Genomic DNA, 16,965 nt, shown 5'->3' with positions numbered 1-16,965 from the left:
ATGGCTGATTATGACGATCCCTTTGCCGAACCGGGGGATACCGACAAGACGGTGATCAAGCCGAACCCGGGCGGGCGGCGCAGCGCCACGCCGATGCAGCAGCCAGAGACGCCGCCGCAGAGCCAGCCGGTGCCGCAGCAGCCCGCTGACCCGGATCTGGATGCCTATGGCGTGCCGCAGGCGGCAGCGCCGAGGCCGCAGGCCGCGGCCGGCGGGGCCAAGGCGCCGAAGATGGCGCTGACGGGGATGAACCAGCTGACCGCCTGCGCCGCAACCCTGTTTGCGCTGATTTCCCGCATCCGCAACCGGGCGCAGCACATGGACCCGGACGCGCTGCGCAAAAGCGTGGTGGCGGAGGTGCGCGCGTTCGAAAACCGCGCGCTGCAGGCAGGCATTCCGGCGCAGACCGTGAAGGTCGCGCGCTATGCGCTGTGCGCGACACTGGACGATGTGGTGCTGAACACGCCCTGGGGCGGGCAGTCCTCCTGGGGGCTGCAGTCGATGGTCGCGACCTTCCACCGCGAGGTGGTGGGCGGCGACCGGTTCTATGATCTGCTGGCGCGGCTGGAGAAGGAGCCGGGCGCCAATATCGACATGCTCGAATTCCTCTATATGTGCCTGTCGCTGGGGTTTGAGGGCCGCCTGCGGGTGGAGCAGGGCGGTTCGGAAAAGCATTTGCAGATCCGCGGCGCGCTGGCCCGGATCATCCGCAACCAGCGCGGCCCCGTCGAGCGCGATCTGTCGCCGCATTGGGAAGGCATCATCAAGCCGTTCAAGGCGCTGTCGGTTTGGCGGCTGGTGTGGATCACCCTGGCGGCCACCGCTGCGGTGCTGGCGCTGCAGTTCATCGGCCTCAGCTGGATGCTGTCGAACAAGACCGAGAATGTGGTGGGGCAGCTGTCGATTGTTGACGCCGGTCCCAAGGCACAGCTGGAACGGCGCGCGCCGCCGCCCCCGCCGCCGCCGCTGGCCCCGACCACCGAAGAGCAGGTCGCCAAGGTGTCCGGCTTCCTGGAGCCGGAAATCAAGGAAGGCATCGTGCAGGTGTTCCAGAAGGGCAATACGCTGATCATCCGGCTGACCGGTTCTGGCATGTTCGGCTCCGGCTCGGATCAACTGAGCAAGGCGTTCCGCAATCCGGTGAACCGGGTGGCCGAGGCGCTGAATGACGAAAAGGGCAAGCTCATCGTGGCAGGGCATTCCGACAACGTGCCGATCCGCTCCTCGCGGTTCCCGTCCAACATGGCACTGTCGCTGGCGCGGGCGAAATCGGTGATGGCCGGAATGGCCAAGGTGATGACGGATCCGGACCGGCTGTCGGCCGAGGGCCGCGCCGACAAGGAACCGATTGCAGACAACAGCACCCGCGCCGGGCGGGCCAAGAACCGCAGGATCGAAATCCTGCTGGTTCAGGAGGTTCAAGGATGATCCGCCGCTATATCATTCCCCTGTTCCGGTCGATCTACACCGTCCTGCTGATCCTGGCCGCGGTGCTGTCGGCCTGCGTGTGGTTCTTTGCGCCGTTCATCGGCAGCGCCGACTGGCGCCCGTTTGACGGGGTGATGGCGCGGCTGATCGCCATCGGCGTGATCTTCCTGCTGTATTTCATCATCATCGGCCTCATCTTCTGGCGCCGCCGCCGCAAGGATAAGGATATGACCGAGGAGATGGCCGAGGCGGCCGATACCTCGGAAGATGATGTCTTGTCCGAGGAAATCGGCGAGCTGCGCGGCAAGTTCAAGGACGCGATGAAGGAGCTGCGCAAGTCCAAGGGCGGGCGGCGCCACCTGAATGACCTGCCGTGGTACATCATGATCGGCCCGCCGGGCGCGGGCAAGACCACGGCGATTGTGAATTCCGGCCTGCAGTTCCCGCTGGCCGAGAAGCTGGGCAAGGCGGCGATTGGCGGCGTGGGGGGCACCCGCAACTGCGACTGGTGGTTCACCAATGAGGCGGTGCTGATCGATACCGCCGGGCGCTATACCACGCAGGAAAGCGATGCCGAGGCAGACAATGCGGCCTGGCTGGGCTTCCTGGGGCTCTTGAAAAAGTACCGCAAGCGGCAGCCGATCAACGGTGCCATCGTCGCGATCTCGCTGTCCGACCTCAGCTTGCAGGATGAGATCACCCAGAAAAGCCACGCCGCTGCCGTGCGCCACCGCCTGGAGGAACTGCGCCAGAAGCTGGGTGTGCGCTTCCCGGTCTATGTGCTGTTCACCAAAGCAGACCTGATTGCCGGCTTCCAGGAATTCCATGACTCCTTGGGCAAGGAGGACCGCGAGCAGGTCTGGGGGTTCACCCTGCCGCTGCCCAAGGGCAAGAAGGAAGAGCCGCCGATTGCCGCGTTTGACCAGGAGTTCGGCCTGCTGCTGGGGCAAATCAACGCGCAGCTGTTGGAGAAGATGCAGACCGAGACCGATCATCAGCGCCGGGCGCTGATTGCCGGCTTCCCGTCGCAGGTGGCGTCAATGCGCGCGGTGGCGCGCGACTTCCTGACCGAGGTGTTTCAGGACAGCCGTTATGCGCAGCGGCAGATGCTGCGCGGGGTCTATTTCACCTCCGGCACCCAGGAAGGCACACCGATTGACCGGCTGATGCTTGGCATGGCGCAGACCTTCGGCATCGGGCGGCAGGCGATTGGTTCGGGGCAGGGCACCGGGCGCAGTTTCTTCCTGACCCGGCTGTTCGAGGGTGTGATGTTCCCGGAGGCGGGGCTGGTGTCGGCCGACGACAAGGTCGAACGCCGCTACCGCTGGACCCGGCGGATTGCGATTGCGGCCACCGTGCTGGTGGCTATCGCAATGGGCACGCTGTGGGTGCGGTCCTATCTCAAGAACAGCGATCTGATCGCCCAGGCCGAGGGTCAAGTGTCGGCCTACCAGGCCGCAGCGGCAGAGCTGCCGCCCAGCCCGGTGGGCGACACCGACCTGGTTCCGGTGGTGGCGGCGCTGAACAACCTGCGCGACATGCCGGGCAATCCGGTGCTGTCGGACCCGGAGCCCGAGCGCGCGATGACCTATGGCCTGTACCAGGGCGAGGTGATCGGCACCCAGGCCGCACAGACCTATCGTGCGGCGCTGAACCAGCGGCTGCTGCCGCGGCTGCTGGTGCGGCTGGAGCAGCAGATCGAGGGCAACATGAACAACCCCGACACGCTGTATGAGGCGCTGAAGATCTACCTGATGCTGGGGCTGCAGGGGCCGATGAATCCCGATCTGGTCAAGGAATGGATGCGGCTGGACTGGGAAAACATTGCCTATCCCGGCATTGCCCGCACCCAGCTGCGCGCCGATCTGATGGATCACCTGACCGCGCTTCTGTCGCAGCCGATGGAGGAGATTGCGCTCAACGGCCCGCTGATCGCCCAGGCGCAGAACATCCTGTCGGAAATGCCGCTGGCGCAGCGGGTCTATAACGGCATCCTGAATTCGCAGCAGGCCACCGCGCTGCCGAAATGGCGGATCACCGATGTGGGCGGGCCGTCGGTCAAGCGGGTGCTGGTGCGCAGTTCCGGCAAGCCGCTGAATGATGGGATTGAAGGCATCTTCACCTATGACGGCTTCCACAACGTGTTCCTGCCAGAGGCGGTCAGCGTCGCCGAACGCGTCCACCGCGAGGCCTGGGTGCTGGGGGAACAGAGCGAGGCAGCCCAGAATGAGGCGGTGCTTCTGAAGCTCAGCCGCGATGTGCTGGACCTCTATTACAACGACTACATCAGCCGCTATGACCAGATGCTGGGCGACATCGACATTATCCCGCTGGAATCGCTGTCCCATGCGGTGGAAGTCACCAATGTGCTGTCCGGGCCGACCTCTCCCATCGTCAACATCCTGACCGAAGTCAGCAACGAAACCCGGCTGAACGAAGACAAATCGGTGCTGGACGCGGGGTCTCTGGCAGCGGGTGCGCAGCAGGTTGCGGCGATTGAATCCCGGTCGAACCTGTCGATCCAGGGGCAGATCCTGCTGGAGGCGCTGGTCAATTCCGCCGCCAATGCGCCGGGAGAGACAGCCAAGCCGCCGGGGGCCTATGTGCAGGAGCGGTTCCAGTGGCTTTATGATCTGGTCAACCGGCCCGAGGGGCAGCCGTCGCAGCTGGATGACCTGATGGGGCAGCTGCAACTGGTCTATCAGGAGCTGAACAAGATGTCCTTTTCCGGCGTGGCGGCCGGCGGCCAGAGCGGCCAGGCCCTGCTGCAGTTCCAGCAGACCGCCAGCCGCATGGGCGGGCCGCTGCCCCGCTGGGCAACGCAGATCTCGGCGGGCTCATCGGGGATCACATCCGAGGGCACCCGCGCCTCCATCAACGCGCGCTGGCAATCGGCGGTGCTGCCGTTCTGCGAACAGGCGCTGGCGAACCGCTATCCGTTCAACCGCTCGGCGCGGGCCGATGTGGCAATGGCGGATTTTGCCAAGCTGTTTGCGCCGGAGGGGATGATCGACAGTTTCTTCAACGAGCATCTGATGAAATACGTCGATACCCGCAGCCGGCCCTGGACCTGGAAGCGCGTCAATGACGTCGACCTGGGCATCAGCCCGGCGGTGCTGCAGCAGATGCAATATGCGGCCGAGATCAAGGAGGCGTTTTTTGCGGACGGGCCGCAGCCGACGGTGAACTTCCAGATCACCGTCAACGCGCTGGATCCCAAGGCCAAGGAGGTGCTGCTGGAAATCGACGGCACCAAGGTGGCCTACAATCACCGCTCCGGCGCGCCGACGCCGGTGGCGGTGACCTGGCCCGGCTCGGTCGGGCTGGCGCGGCTGACGCTGCTGCCGCAAAAGCGCGATGCCGAGAACGTGCTGTCGCGCGACGGGCCCTGGGCCTGGTTCCGGCTGCTGGACGCGGCAGAGGTGCGGCGCACCAATGTGTCCGACCGGCGGCGGGTGAACTTCCGCGTGGGCGGCCGGCTGGCGCTGTTTGAGCTGCAGTCCGGCTCGGTCATCAACCCCTTCGCCCTGCCGGCGATGGCAAAGTTCAGCTGCCCGAAGTCGATGTGATGGCGGGGTTCGGGGCCTTCGGTAAGATGCCGTCAGCCGGGGACTTCTTCCGGCTGAACACGCCGGGCGGTTTTGTGCGGGTGTGGGACGCCTGGCTGCAGAAGATCATGCTGGACGGCAGGGCCGCGTATGGCGCCGGGTTTGACGCGCATTACATGACCGCGCCAATCTGGCGGTTCACCTTGCCTGCCGGACTGGCCGGCGCGGGGACGGTGATGGGCGTTATGATGCCGTCGGTCGACCGCGTGGGGCGCCGGTTTCCGCTGACGCTGATGGCGGGTGTGCCGGGGCAGGGGGCGGCGGGGCCGTACCATTTCGGCGAGGCCGCATTATTTGAACGGCTGGAGGATGTGGCGCTGGATGCATTGGAGGACACGATGACCAAGGACCGCCTGGCGGCGACACTCGCAGAGATACCGGCGCCGGCGGCACCGGCCGCTGGCGCCGAGGCCGCAGCGGGGATGACGGTGGTTCTGGCCGGGGCCCAGGGCGCGGAGAGGCTGACAGCCGCATCGGATGGCGCCCGGCTGGCGGATTGCAGCCTGTGGACCGCGGTTCTGGACGGTGTGCCGCGAACGCTGGCCTGCAGGGGTCTGCCGCAAGGCGCTGTGGCGCTGGGACTGTTTGACCTGGGCGCGCCGGTCTGGGCGGGGGCCGGGGTCTCATGATGAACCCGATGCGCAAATACCGCTATACCGCGCAGACCCACGTGGGGCTGAAGCGCAAGATCAACGAAGATGCCGTTCTGGCGCTGCCGGAGCATGACATCTGGCTGGTGGCCGATGGCATGGGCGGACACCAGGCCGGCGACTTCGCCAGCCGCCTGATTGCCGATGCGGTTGCGACGATCCCGCAGGGGCTGGACCCGGCGGCGCGGATGCATGCGCTGCGGGACGCGATCCAGACCGCGCACCAGGCCATCCGGGCCGAAGCCGCCTCCCGCGGCGGCGGCACCATCGGTTCAACCGTTGCCGCGCTGATCATGGCGAACCAGCATTTCGTCGGCCTCTGGGCCGGGGACAGCCGGATCTACCGGCTGCGCAATGGCCGGATCGAGATGCTGACCGAAGATCATTCGGCGGTGGCGGAGTTTGTTCTGGCGGGCACGATGACCTGGGACGAGGCCGACCAGCATCCGCAATCCAACGCGATCACCCGCGCCGTCGGGGTCGGTGAAGAGCTGGAAATCGACAAGGTGCGCGGCGGCACGGTGCCCGGCGACCGCTTCCTGATCTGTTCTGACGGGCTGACCAAATACGCCACCTTTGCGATCCTCGCGGATGTTCTTGGCAGCACGCCGCTGGAAACGGTTGGCGACCGGCTGATCCAGATCGCGCTGGACGGCGGCGGCGCGGACAACATCACCGCCGTCGTGATAGATGTCCTGTAGCCAAGCCGCTGCTTTTACAGGGGTCCGCCTGCCGGGTCAGGGTTTGGCGGTGACAAGAACGCGGCTGTCAAGCGAGCGGATGCGGCTGGAATCGGCCTCGTAACTGGCCTGCAGGGCTTCGGCAAAGCCGACGGCGCTTTCCGAGGTCGGGCGCATCCCGTCAAACAGCGGCTCCGACGAATGCAGCACCAGCACCTTGCTTTTGCCCAGGGTGCTATCATCCACCTTAAAGGCGATGCCGCCGCCGGATGCGGATTCCTCCAGGCTGTAGGCCACCCGCACCGGCACGTCGCCCGCAGCCCCGCCGCGCAGGCTGGCCACCGCATTGTCCGGGCGCGCGATATTGGGCAGCAGGTGGAACACATTGCCAGAGACATCCAGAACCGACACCGTCAGGTAGCCGTCGGTCACATCCCCCGGCAGCACCACGTCGATTACCGGGTTTTCCCCGACAAAGAACCGGCCGGAGGGGTTGGGCTCCACCGTCGAGCCGCCCACCGCGAATTCCACTTCGGCACCGCCGGAGGGGGCTTTGGGCAGGTGCTGCTCCACCACACACAGAGAGTCGTTCAGCACTTCGACATCCAGCACCACCTGGCGCTCATGGGCCAGGGCGCGCAGCGCGTCGAACAGCTCCAGCCGGGTGGCGGTGCTGGCGACGCGGCCGCTGATCAGGATCGGGTCGGCCGGCGCATAACCGTCATAATGGCCGTTCCCGTCGCGAACCAGCGGGCCGCAATCAGCAAAGGTGTCCATGATCGCCTTGACCTCTGCCACCGGCAGCATCGGCAGTTCGAACCGGATTTCCGCCTTGCCTTCCAGCGCCCCGGGCAGGCCGTTGCGGAAGCGTTCGTTCAGCATTTCGGCAACGTTGGTGTCGCTGGTCGTGCCGGTCAGGCGGGCCTTGTTGTTGCTGACCACCAGCCGCCATTCGCGCAGGCCCTCAAGCGGCCTTACCGTGTCCAGCAGATCGGCGCCCCAGGTCTCGGCGATTGCGCCGGAGGCCAGGGTCAGATCCGCGTCCTCAGCCAGCGCCAGCAGGGCGTCGCGGGTGGCTTCCGAGGGCACGTTGCCAACGATCTGCACCGGCCCGTCCGCCGGTTTTTCCGCAATCAGCGAATAGGGGCGGACAACCGGATAAGACGGCCCCATGAAGCTGTCGAGCATGCCGGAGAAATAGGCCCCCGCGCCGCCGCCGCCGCGCAGCAGCAGAACCGCCAGCGCCGCCCACAGGCCGCCGCGCCCACTCTTTTTCCCCTGCGCGGTTTCGCGCGCCGGGTCCGGCGGGGGAAGCGGCGCCGGCTGGCGGGTTTGCGGCACGATGATGGTGGCATCTTCGGCTGCGGGTCCGTCCAGCACGTCCGCCAGGCTGCCGCCGTCGGGATTGTCGAGAAACGCCAGCACCTCGCCCGCGCTTTGGAACCGGTCATCCGGGTCCGGGGCGCACATCCGGCCGATCAGCGTCCTTAGGGGTTCCGGCACACCGCTGGTATCCAGCGGTTTCTGCTTGTTCTCAACCACTTCCATCGGGTTGGCGCCGAGCTTGGGCGCGGCGCCGCGGAAGTTGGCAAGCAGCAGCGCGCCCAGCGAATAGATGTCCGAGCGCGCGTCGGTCTGGCCGCTCATCTGCTCCGGCGCGGCATAGGAATACTTGCCCGCAAATTCATTGCCGACAATGGTCTGGGCGCCCGGGTTGGTGTCCTTGGCAATGCCAAAGTCGATGATCACCGCCTCTGCCGGGTCGCCGCCCCGCAGGATGATGTTGTCCGGGCTCAGGTCGCGGTGGACGATATTGCGGGCATGCGCCGCCTGCAGCCCTTCGGCCACGCGGCGGCAGATCACCAGCAGATCTTCGGCCGCCATCGGCCCCTGTTTCAGCCGCTTGTCGAGGCCGGGGCCGTCGATGTAATCCATCAGCAGGTAGATATGGCCGTCCGGCGTGCGGTGGTTTTCCGAATAGCGCACCACCGCGGCATGGCGGATTTCGCGGATATTCTCCTCGCGCGCCATCAGGACGGTAAAGTCCTCGTTGGCGGCAAGCTCCTGCTTCAGCACCTTCAGGGCCACCAGGTTGCCGGAGATTTCCGAGCGCGCCTTGTAGACATCCGAGGTGCCGCCGCGCCCCAGCAATCCTTCGATCCGGTAGGTATTGTTCAGCAGATCACCCGGCTGGAACAAGTCGCCAGGGCGCGATTCAAGCATGTAGTTCTCCCTGGCCTGCAGTCCGCCGCGAGTCCAAGCCGGGCTTAGCCCAGGGCCTGGAATTCGACGCGGCGGTTTTCATCCGCACGCGGGTTGTCCTGATTGAAAGGCGCGGTCTCGCCCATGCCGATTGCCTTCAGCATATCTTCGGGCACGCCGCAGGCGCTGATCAGGTGGCGGCGCACTTCCTGCGCGCGCAGCAGCGACAGCCGCTCATTATAAGCAGCGGAGCCGGAGCTGTCGGTATGGCCGATGATCTGGAACACGGTGCCGTCCATCAGTTTCATCGACTCGCACATATTGGCCAGCTTGGGCGCCTGGTCCGCCCGCAGCGCCGCGCTGTCAAAGTCAAAGGAGATCTGGACATTGATCTGGGCCTGCTGGTCCACCGGATTGTATTCCTCGGCGGCGGCCGCCACGGTCGCGGTTTCCTGCGCCGTGTCCTGGGTCTGGTCCGTGCTGCTGGGCACGATCACCAAGCCGCGGGTCTTCTGCTTTTTGAAGGCCTCGGTGATTTCCTCAACCGACAGTTCACCGCCGTTCGACTGCGCCTGCGCCAGCGGTGCGAAAATGAGGCCGGCGCCCAGAACGCTTGCGAAAATTCCTTTCAGGGGGATCATGCTCAGCGCCCTTTCCTACCGTTGCAACTTCGCTGGCAGCTTATACCAGCACCTGCTGCCTGCCAATGCCGGGCAAAGGCCTGCGGCGGAAAAAAACACGGTGTTTCCGGCAAGTTGTAAACAGGGGGTTTACTTGCCGCGCACTGAAAGATTGAAATGGGCGCAGGTGAACCGGGAGGGTATATGCGGGTTCTGCCAGCCGTCATAATCGCCATTGGCCTGGTGCTGGCTCCGGCTGTCTGGTTCGGGCTCAGCTGGCTGCTGAGCGAAGAAGATTACCAGGGGGCCGGCGGGGTGGATTCCACCGCGCGGATCGAGATCGAGATGCTGCGCCAGCAGGTCGAGGATCTGCAGGCCCGGATGACCGACCTGCAGAACGAGCTTGCCAGCCTGCCCGCGGGAGGGGCAGGCACCGGAACCCCTTTCACAGATGATGCGGCCGGCGAGGCCGCGATCTGGAACCAGACCGGCGGCGCGGATCTCGATTATGCGCAGGTGGTGCTGATCGCCGACCGGCTGAACGTGAACCGCGGGCTGAAGGTGACGGGCGGCAGCTATCTGACGGAAAAGCTAGGCCGCCCGCGGGAAGATCTGAACGACACCTGCCAGCCGATGACCAATCCGGACCTCAAGGAGAAGCTGGTAACAGAGCAGGTCGGGCCGATCCGGGTCAGCATGCTGCGCCCGGCCATCGAAAGCCTGAAGGTTGTGTTCGAGAACATCCGTCAGGCGGATCCCGATCTTTATGCCCGGATCAATACGGCCGGAGCGCTCTGCGTGCGCCGGATCCGCGGCACGCTCAGCGCGCTCTCCACCCACAGCTATGGCCTGGCTGTCGACCTGAACATCGACGGCAAGCTGGACAATTTCACCGATGGCAAGACCCAGCTGGGGCTGACCATCATGGCGGATTTCTTTTACGACCAGGGCTGGGTCTGGGGCGCGGGGTTCCGCCGCGAGGACAGCATGCATTTCGAAATCAGCCGCCGCCAGCTGGATCAATGGCTGGCCGAAGGGCAGCTGTAAGGGCCGGCTTCTCTGCGCAAGGGCCTGTTCAGGAAAAGACGCGCGCAAGGACGAACAATCCATGAAGCGGAGGCATCCGCGGGAACCCGGGCGCTTACCCTTCCAGCCCGTAGGCCTGGCGGATCCCCCTTTGGGTGCCCGGCCCGAAATCGCCGTCAATCGCGCCCGCATAGAAATTATTGTCTTTCAGCTTTCGCTGCAGCGCGCGCCGGGTCTCTGCGGTGAACATCTTGGGGCGTTCGCTCAGCAGGTTGAGCACATCAGAACTGCCGCTGCGCAGCGCCGCATAAAGGTAATGGGCTGAATCCTCGGGGCCTTTTGACGGGATCAGCCCGTCATCGATCAGGGCGGCGAAATTGAACTGGGCCTGCGGATGGCGCAGGTCGGCAGCGCGCTCAAAGAACGTCAGCGCTTTCTTCGGGTTGGCGCGCAGGCCAAGCCCGCCCTGGTAATGCAAAAAGCCAAGATCGTTGATCGCATCGGCAAAATCCTGGGCCGCCGCCGCCTGATACAGCTCCAATGCCCTGGCCGGATCGGCGTCGACGCCGGTGCCGCGCTCATACAGCTTGGCCAGCTCAAACTGCGCTTCCGGGGAGCCCGCATCCGCGGCGCGCTGCAGGAAATCCACGGCCGCCTTGGGATCGAACCGGCCCTCATTCGGGTTCAGACGGATATAGGCCAGTCCCAGCATCGACCGGGTATCGCCAAGGTCGGCCAGCGCCAGCAGCTGCTCCTCCTGGTCGGGTTTCAGCGCGGCCCAGGCGGCAGAGGCATCGGCTACGGAAACCGGGGCGTCATTTGCGCCCGGGCCGGCCAGATAGAACGGCACGCCGGTCAGCGAGCCGTAGGTATGGGGTTCCTGCAGGTTGCCGGTGGTTTCCAGCACCCGGTCGCGCACCTGGCGGAACATCAGGCTGATCTCCAGCCCCGGCTGCACCATCTTCTCCATCAGCGCCGTGGCGTAAGGCGAGTTGCTGCCGCTGCCGTCCAGCGCCACCTGGCCGTCCTTGGCGGCAAAGGCCACCAGCGTGCCGCGGTCCGGATCGGCCGGCGCCATGCCGCCGCCGCCGCGGGTGGCGGCAGCGGTTTCAGCGGCCTGGGTGCCGCCTTGCTCCAGCGCAATCGAGTCGCCCAGCGGGTTGTCGCGGCAGCTGTCGAGGATCACGATGCGCATCTTGCGGGCCCGGTCCACGGCCGCCAGCAGCTGTTTCAGCGAAAGCGACTGGCGCTGCACATCCCGGTTCCCGGCCACCTTGGCGTCTGCCGGGATCAGGAAATTCTCGCCCTGAACCTCGATCCCGTGGCCTGCAAAATAGACCAGCGCCAGATCGGCAACTTCGGAGCGGAAGGCGAAATCCTGCAGCAGCTGCTCCATTTCCGCGGCGCCCGGATCCAGCGCCAGGCTGACGTCAAAGCCGATGCCCTCCAGCGTGTCCGCCATTGCGGCGGCATCGTTGCGGGTGTTTTCCAGCGGCGGCAGGTACTGGTAGTCAGCCACGCCGATGACCAAGGCGATGCGGTCGCTTGCAGCCTGCGCCCCTGCCGCCATCAGCAGGCAGGCGGTGAAAATCAACGGTTTGAAAAGCAAAGACATACGGACACCCGGGCTGGCTGTTTCAGCTAGGCCCAATGTAGTCCGCGGCGGCCGCAATGAAAAAGGAAATTCGCGGCCGCGGGTCTGCAGCGCAGCTCCGCCCGGGTCTGGGCGGAGCCGGGGCGTTCAGGTGTCTGCCAGGCTGCTGGCAGAGCGCAGCCGGTCGCGCAGTTTTTCGAGAGTGACCCCTGCCGCTGCGGCCGGCAGATCGGCAGGGCCGGACTCATCAACTTGCGCCTGCACGCGCTTGTAGAAACCGGAGAGCCCGGCCAGGGTCTGGATCACCAGATCAAAGTCCTGCAAAGAGCGCAGTTCCTGGCTGGTCGGGGGCGTGCCCCGTTCCAGCACGTCCAGCACGACGTCTTCCAGCGCCTGCATCTGACTGCGCAGCTGCTCCATTTCCCACGCCGAGGCGGCGCAAAGTTCGCTCAGGGCTTTGCCGGGACGCTCCATGGTTACAGCCGCCCGACGACCTGTTCGATGGCCTGCTTCATCGTGGCGACCGTGAACGGCTTGCGGACAATGTTGTTCAGGCCGATCTGCTTGCCGACCTGGATCATCTCCGGCGTCGGCTTGCCGGTGACCAGAATGAACCCGACCCGCTGTGTGACCTGGTGGCCGCGCAGGGCCTTCAGCAGACCCAAACCGTCCATGCCCGGCATGTTGTAGTCGGACAGAACCATGTGAACCGGTGTCTGGATCAGTTTCTGGTAGGCGCCCTGGCCGGAGTTTTCGACCATGTAGTTCTTGATGCCGATCTCATCCAGGCTTTGTGTGATGATCCCCCGGCTGGTTGACATATCGTCAACGACCATAACGCGGAGAGAGTCTTTCAAGCTCATTTTTCTTTCCTTCTGCTCTGCTTGCAGCCGTGGTCAGGAAGTCCTGCCAGCGGGTGAGTTGACATAGGTTGTGATCCCGGCCGTCTTCAGGTGCTGCGCTGCCGGGCCGGACATGCGCTCTGAGTGCCCGATGAAGAGATAGCCGCCCGGGTTCAGGGCATTCTGGAAGGCCTGCCACACCTTCTGCTGAGTCGGGTTGTCGAAATAGATTGCCACATTGCGGCAAAAGATGGCGTCGAACCTGCCGCGGAACGGAAACGGCTCGATCAGGTTCAGCACTCCGAAGGTGATCAGCTTGCGCAGACTGTCCGGCAGCCGCCCCTCGGCGTCCCGGGCCGGCACCAGCTTGCGGTATTTCGCGTCAATCTGGGCCAGTTCGTCCTCGGGGTATTTCGCCGCCTTGGCGTGCCGCACCACAACCGGGTCGATATCGGTGCCCAGGATCTTGAAATCCAGCTTGGCCGCGTCCGGGCACAGATCCAGAACGGTCATCGCAATCGAATAGGGTTCTTGCCCGTTGGAGCAGCCCGCCGACCACAGCCGCACCCGGCCGCCGCGCCGCGCCTGTTCGATCAGCGGCGGCAGCACATCGTTGCGCAGGGTTTCGAAATGGTGCGGCTCCCGGAAGAAATGGGTCACGTTGGTGGTCAGCAGCGACAGCAGGCCGCTGCGCTCCTGTTCGGAACTGGGGCCGTCCAGGCAAGCCAGATATTCCTTGAAGCTGGTGAAATTGCGCTGGCGCAGCTTGCGCGCCAGCCGCGAGGACACCAGCGGCTTCTTGCTTGCCGCCAGGGCCAGGCCGAAGTGCTTGTGCGCAAACTGCGCGATGGCTTCGAACTCCTGGTCCGAGAGCGTAAAGCTTTCAGCTGCGGGAGTGATGGAACCTTCTGCGCTCACGGCATCACCTGCTCCGGAGCTGAGATCACCGCATCCAGATTGATGATGCGCACCATGGTGTCATCATGCGAGATGATGCCCTGGATGTATTCCATCGTGTTGCGGCTGTCGACCGGCGGGGTGTCCTGGATATCATCCGGGTTGATCGAGATGATTTCCGAGACCGATTCCGCCAGCAGCCCGACCGGTTTGCCATGCACCGAAACCACGATGACCACATTGCGCTCGCTGGCTTCGGTCTGCTGCAGGCCAAAGCGGGCTGACAGGTCATAGATCGGGATCACTGCGCCGCGCAGGTTCATCACCCCCAGCACATCGGCCGGCGCATGCGGCAGGATGGTCACCGGCGACCAGCGCCGGATCTCGCGGATCTGGGTGATCTTCAGGCAAAAGGCCTGGCCTGCCACGGTGAAGCTGACGAACTCGCTGTGTTCAGCGTGCTTCACTTCCTGATCGTTTTGCTTCACTTCAGCTTGCATTGCTCAATCTCCGCTCGGTGTCAAAGGCGGCTGCCGTGGGCGAAGCCGCAATGATGCTTTCAGGGTCCAGGATCATGGCGATTTTGCCATCGCCCAGGATGGTTGCAGCGGCGACGCCGGGAATTTCCCCGCAGACGCCGTCGAGGCTCTTGATCACCACCTGGCGCTGATCGTGGATGTCATCCACCGCCAAGGCGCAGCGCTGGCCGGTTTCGGTCTCCACCAGCAGGTAGACGCCGGCCTGCCGGTCGCTTTCGCGATAGAGACCCAGCGCGCGGGCAACATCGCAGATCGGCACGAAGTTGCCGCGGATCGACAGCAGGGTGCCGTCGGCGCCGAGGCTGTTGATCATGTCGTCGCTGCCGCGCATGGTTTCGACGATCGAAGTGATCGGCACCACCATGGTTTGATCGGCAACCGACACCACCATGCCGTCCATCACCGCCAGTGTCAGCGGAAGAATGATGGTGAATGTGGACCCTTTGCCCGGGGCGGAGGAGATGTTGATGCGCCCGCCCAGGCCGGTCACCGCATTCTTCACCACGTCCATGCCAACCCCGCGGCCGGAGAGGTTGGAGATTTCCTTGGCCGTTGAGAAACCCGGTGCGAACAGCAGGTTGTCAATCTCGCCATCGGTCAGCTCGGCGTTTTCCGGGATCAGCCCCTTCTCGATCGCGATCTGTTTGACCCGCGGACGGTTCACACCGGCGCCGTCGTCCCTGATCTCGATGCAGACGCTGCCGGAGCGGTGCGAGGCAGACAGGCGGATTTCGCCGGTGGTCTGCTTGCCGGCCGCGGTCCGGTCCTCGGGCTTTTCCACGCCATGGTCGACCGCGTTACGCAGAATGTGCGTCAGCGGGTCGGACAGCCGTTCGATGACCGTCTTGTCGACTTCGGTATTTTCGCCCTCGGTGACCAGTTTGCAGGTCTTGCCGGTGGCAGCCGACGCTTCGCGCACGATGCGGGCCATGCGCTGGAACAGCGGCTTGACCGGCTGCGCACGGATGGCCATCACCCCTTCCTGGATGTCGCGGGCCAGATTCTTGAAGCCTTCCAGCTCCGTCTCGACGTCCCGCGTGTCGGAGACGTTGAGGTTGGCGATCTGCTGCGCCAGCATCGAATGGTTGATGATAAGCTCCCCGACAGCATTGATCAGCCGGTCCACCCGCTCGAGCTCGACGCGAAGCGTCGGCTTGGGACCGCCGCGCTGCTCCTGCTTGCCGCTCTCGGCTTTCGGGGCCGATGCCTTTTCTTCGGCAGCTGCCGGCTTGGCTTCGGGTTCAGGTGCGGGGACCGGCGGTTCAAAAGGGGCGGCAGCTGCCTCGCCGTCTGCGCTGCCGGCGGCAGGCGGGGCGGTGAACATCGCATCCAGGGCCGCCAGGGCATTTGCCTCCGCTTCGGCATCGCCATCCCCGGCAATCGACAGCTCGCACAGTCCTTCGACAAACTCAAAGACCGCCTCGACCACCGACCGCGGTTCCTTGGTCACCAGGACCAGGTCCCACGCCAGGTAGCTTTCGTCCATGTCCATGGTGTCGAACCCGGGCAGCTCGTTCTCGTCGAGCGTCACCGCCAGATCCCCCATGTCCCTGAGCGCCTGGAACAGGAAGAACGGCTCGTTGCCGGTGCCGTACATTTCCTTCAGCGGCTGGAAGCGGATCCGGTAGGTTTCCTCCTGCGGTGCTGCCGGAGCGGCACCCAGATCGCCAAGGTCCATCATCGGCGCCGGGCCGCCAAGGCCCATCGGCTCGAAGGTGAGGTCCTCCTCCTCATCGGGTGTGTATTCGTCCAGCGCCGCCAGCAGGGTGTCGTGGTGCGCCTCGTCGATCTGGCCGCCGTCGCGGGCAGCCTCGACCAGCGCCGACAGGTGGTCGCTGGAGCGCAGCAGCAGCTGAACCAGCTTTTCGTCCAGCTCCAGCCGGTTGGAGCGCACTTCGTCAAACACGGTCTCGAACCGGTGGGCAAACGCCACCAGGTCATCCAGGCCAAAGGCTCCGGCGCCGCCCTTGATAGAGTGCACGGCGCGGAAGATCGCATTGACAACCTCGGGGTTGTGATCGCCTCCTTCGATAGCGGTCAGCCCCTCATCCGTTGCTTCGAGGAGCTCTTCGCACTCCTCAAAGAAGGTGTCCTGAATCGAGCCCGACATCTTAGGCCGCGGCTCCGGTCACACGCTTGAGCGCGAAGATCAGCGAGGCATCGTCAAACGGTTTGGTGATCCAGCCGGTGGCGCCGGCGCCGCGGGCACGGGCCTTCAGCTCAGGCGCGCTCTCGGTGGTCAGCACCAGGATCGGCACCTTGGAGTTGATGCCTTCGCCGCGCAGCTCCTCAATCACGCCGAAGCCGTCGAGGTTGGGCATGTTGATGTCGGTGATCACGACGTCGGGATCGACGTCGGGATACATGTCCACGCCTTCGCGGCCGTCAACCGCACAGTGGTATTCAAAACCGGCCTCTTCCAGGGTTGCGGCCAGAAGATTCCGGATCGTGCGGGAATCGTCGATTGCCAGAACTTTGGTCTTCATGCTGTTTCCTCGTCTTCAAAACGGTTGGGCTCCAGCCCCAGAAGGGTCAGGGACTTGCGGCAGGATTCGGTGATGTTGGTGACTGAGAAGCCTACCCCCTCGGACCGCCACTGCTGTTCTGCTCCAAGCAGAACCTGCAGGCAGCGCGAAGGCATCAGAGCGACGCTGCTGCAGTCAATTTCGACCGCCCGGGAGCGGGCCCCTTGCAGGAAGGCGATCAGAGGATCCAGCTCCGCGAAGGCATTCGGCAGATCCAGAATGTGCTTTTGCGTTTCCGTGGTCATTTTCGGCGATTCGCACCCCCGTTGTCGGCGATCAATTCGAGTTCGATGAAGCAATTCATAGGCGCGGGGCCTTAACATTTGATTGCCGCCGCGTGCGCTCAGCAGGGGA

The 16,965-nt window shown here is 64.8% G+C and carries 15 protein-coding genes; 5 read left to right on the top strand and 10 right to left on the bottom strand.

Annotated elements, in window-relative coordinates:
- Genes tssL through PHA8399_RS02655 form a run of 4 tightly spaced genes read left to right on the top strand, consistent with a single transcriptional unit; the run spans position 1 to position 6,387 of the window.
- Positions 1–1,428 (top strand): type VI secretion system protein TssL, long form, encoded by a 1,428-nt coding sequence (gene tssL / locus PHA8399_RS02670; RefSeq protein ID WP_058284669.1) that lies wholly within the window; start codon positions 1–3, stop codon positions 1,426–1,428.
- Positions 1,425–4,997, top strand: coding sequence for a type VI secretion system membrane subunit TssM (gene tssM / locus PHA8399_RS02665; protein ID WP_058284668.1), 3,573 nt, complete (start codon positions 1,425–1,427; stop codon positions 4,995–4,997). The genes tssL and tssM overlap by 4 nt, the downstream gene beginning before the upstream one ends.
- The gene (gene tagF / locus PHA8399_RS02660; RefSeq protein ID WP_058284667.1) at positions 4,997–5,665 is read left to right on the top strand and encodes a type VI secretion system-associated protein TagF; all 669 of its coding nucleotides are present in this window, start codon (positions 4,997–4,999) and stop codon (positions 5,663–5,665) included. Before tssM ends, tagF begins: the two co-directional genes overlap by 1 nt.
- Positions 5,665–6,387: a PP2C family protein-serine/threonine phosphatase gene (locus PHA8399_RS02655; RefSeq protein ID WP_058284720.1), complete on the top strand. Its 723-nt coding sequence runs from the start codon at positions 5,665–5,667 to the stop codon at positions 6,385–6,387. Before tagF ends, PHA8399_RS02655 begins: the two co-directional genes overlap by 1 nt.
- A gap of 36 nt (positions 6,388–6,423) precedes the next feature.
- Here PHA8399_RS02655 and PHA8399_RS02650 read toward each other — a convergent pair whose 3' ends face one another.
- Together PHA8399_RS02650 and PHA8399_RS02645 are read right to left on the bottom strand one after the other, a co-directional pair.
- Positions 6,424–8,589 (bottom strand): serine/threonine protein kinase, encoded by a 2,166-nt coding sequence (locus PHA8399_RS02650; protein ID WP_058284666.1) that lies wholly within the window; start codon positions 8,587–8,589, stop codon positions 6,424–6,426.
- 44 nt (positions 8,590–8,633) lie between these two features.
- Complete coding sequence (locus tag PHA8399_RS02645; RefSeq protein WP_058284665.1) at positions 8,634–9,209, bottom strand: OmpA family protein; 576 nt, start codon at positions 9,207–9,209, stop codon at positions 8,634–8,636.
- Positions 9,210–9,392: 183 nt separating this feature from the next.
- Here PHA8399_RS02645 and PHA8399_RS02640 point away from each other — a divergent pair, with 183 nt between their 5' ends.
- On the top strand, positions 9,393–10,235 hold the full coding sequence (locus tag PHA8399_RS02640) for a M15 family metallopeptidase (RefSeq protein WP_058284664.1): 843 nt from the start codon (positions 9,393–9,395) through the stop codon (positions 10,233–10,235).
- Positions 10,236–10,329: 94 nt separating this feature from the next.
- Here the strand turns inward: PHA8399_RS02640 and PHA8399_RS02635 are convergent, their stop codons facing one another.
- The 8 genes from PHA8399_RS02635 to PHA8399_RS02600 all read right to left on the bottom strand — a co-directional run bounded on the left by PHA8399_RS02635 (position 10,330) and on the right by PHA8399_RS02600 (position 16,856).
- A complete protein-coding gene (locus PHA8399_RS02635; RefSeq protein WP_058284663.1) occupies positions 10,330–11,829 on the bottom strand; it encodes a caspase family protein in 1,500 nt (499 codons plus the stop codon).
- A gap of 126 nt (positions 11,830–11,955) precedes the next feature.
- On the bottom strand, positions 11,956–12,282 hold the full coding sequence (locus tag PHA8399_RS02630; RefSeq protein ID WP_058284662.1) for a DUF8776 family protein: 327 nt from the start codon (positions 12,280–12,282) through the stop codon (positions 11,956–11,958).
- 2 nt (positions 12,283–12,284) lie between these two features.
- A complete protein-coding gene (locus tag PHA8399_RS02625) occupies positions 12,285–12,671 on the bottom strand; it encodes a response regulator (RefSeq protein WP_058284661.1) in 387 nt (128 codons plus the stop codon).
- 33 nt (positions 12,672–12,704) lie between these two features.
- On the bottom strand, positions 12,705–13,568 hold the full coding sequence (locus tag PHA8399_RS02620) for a CheR family methyltransferase (protein ID WP_058284660.1): 864 nt from the start codon (positions 13,566–13,568) through the stop codon (positions 12,705–12,707).
- Positions 13,565–14,047, bottom strand: coding sequence for a chemotaxis protein CheW (locus PHA8399_RS02615; protein WP_058284659.1), 483 nt, complete (start codon positions 14,045–14,047; stop codon positions 13,565–13,567). The genes PHA8399_RS02620 and PHA8399_RS02615 overlap by 4 nt, the downstream gene beginning before the upstream one ends.
- The gene (locus PHA8399_RS02610) at positions 14,037–16,196 is read right to left on the bottom strand and encodes a chemotaxis protein CheA (protein WP_058284658.1); all 2,160 of its coding nucleotides are present in this window, start codon (positions 16,194–16,196) and stop codon (positions 14,037–14,039) included. The genes PHA8399_RS02615 and PHA8399_RS02610 overlap by 11 nt, the downstream gene beginning before the upstream one ends.
- Before the next feature lies 1 nt (position 16,197).
- Positions 16,198–16,572 (bottom strand): response regulator, encoded by a 375-nt coding sequence (locus tag PHA8399_RS02605; RefSeq protein WP_058284657.1) that lies wholly within the window; start codon positions 16,570–16,572, stop codon positions 16,198–16,200.
- Positions 16,569–16,856, bottom strand: a complete 288-nt coding sequence (locus PHA8399_RS02600; protein ID WP_058284656.1) for an STAS domain-containing protein — start codon at positions 16,854–16,856, stop codon at positions 16,569–16,571. The genes PHA8399_RS02605 and PHA8399_RS02600 overlap by 4 nt, the downstream gene beginning before the upstream one ends.
- Between the last annotated feature and the right edge of the window lie 109 nt (positions 16,857–16,965).

The sequence above is a fragment of the Leisingera aquaemixtae genome (assembly GCF_001458395.1).
Lineage (GTDB): Bacteria > Pseudomonadota > Alphaproteobacteria > Rhodobacterales > Rhodobacteraceae > Leisingera > Leisingera aquaemixtae.
This window is presented reverse-complemented; position numbering and strand designations above follow the sequence as displayed.

Bases quoted from the DNA above. Each gene is read 5' to 3' on its own strand.
- tssL (WP_058284669.1), top strand. From the start codon at position 1: ATGGCTGATTATGACGATCCCTTTGCCGAACCGGGGGATACCGACAAG.
- tssM (WP_058284668.1), top strand. From the start codon at position 1,425: ATGATCCGCCGCTATATCATTCCCCTGTTCCGGTCGATCTACACCGTC.
- tagF (WP_058284667.1), top strand. From the start codon at position 4,997: ATGGCGGGGTTCGGGGCCTTCGGTAAGATGCCGTCAGCCGGGGACTTC.
- PHA8399_RS02655 (WP_058284720.1), top strand. From the start codon at position 5,665: ATGAACCCGATGCGCAAATACCGCTATACCGCGCAGACCCACGTGGGG.
- PHA8399_RS02650 (WP_058284666.1), bottom strand. From the start codon at position 8,589: ATGCTTGAATCGCGCCCTGGCGACTTGTTCCAGCCGGGTGATCTGCTG.
- PHA8399_RS02645 (WP_058284665.1), bottom strand. From the start codon at position 9,209: ATGATCCCCCTGAAAGGAATTTTCGCAAGCGTTCTGGGCGCCGGCCTC.
- PHA8399_RS02640 (WP_058284664.1), top strand. From the start codon at position 9,393: ATGCGGGTTCTGCCAGCCGTCATAATCGCCATTGGCCTGGTGCTGGCT.
- PHA8399_RS02635 (WP_058284663.1), bottom strand. From the start codon at position 11,829: ATGTCTTTGCTTTTCAAACCGTTGATTTTCACCGCCTGCCTGCTGATG.
- PHA8399_RS02630 (WP_058284662.1), bottom strand. From the start codon at position 12,282: ATGGAGCGTCCCGGCAAAGCCCTGAGCGAACTTTGCGCCGCCTCGGCG.
- PHA8399_RS02625 (WP_058284661.1), bottom strand. From the start codon at position 12,671: ATGAGCTTGAAAGACTCTCTCCGCGTTATGGTCGTTGACGATATGTCA.
- PHA8399_RS02615 (WP_058284659.1), bottom strand. From the start codon at position 14,047: ATGCAAGCTGAAGTGAAGCAAAACGATCAGGAAGTGAAGCACGCTGAA.
- PHA8399_RS02610 (WP_058284658.1), bottom strand. From the start codon at position 16,196: ATGTCGGGCTCGATTCAGGACACCTTCTTTGAGGAGTGCGAAGAGCTC.
- PHA8399_RS02605 (WP_058284657.1), bottom strand. From the start codon at position 16,572: ATGAAGACCAAAGTTCTGGCAATCGACGATTCCCGCACGATCCGGAAT.
- PHA8399_RS02600 (WP_058284656.1), bottom strand. From the start codon at position 16,856: ATGACCACGGAAACGCAAAAGCACATTCTGGATCTGCCGAATGCCTTC.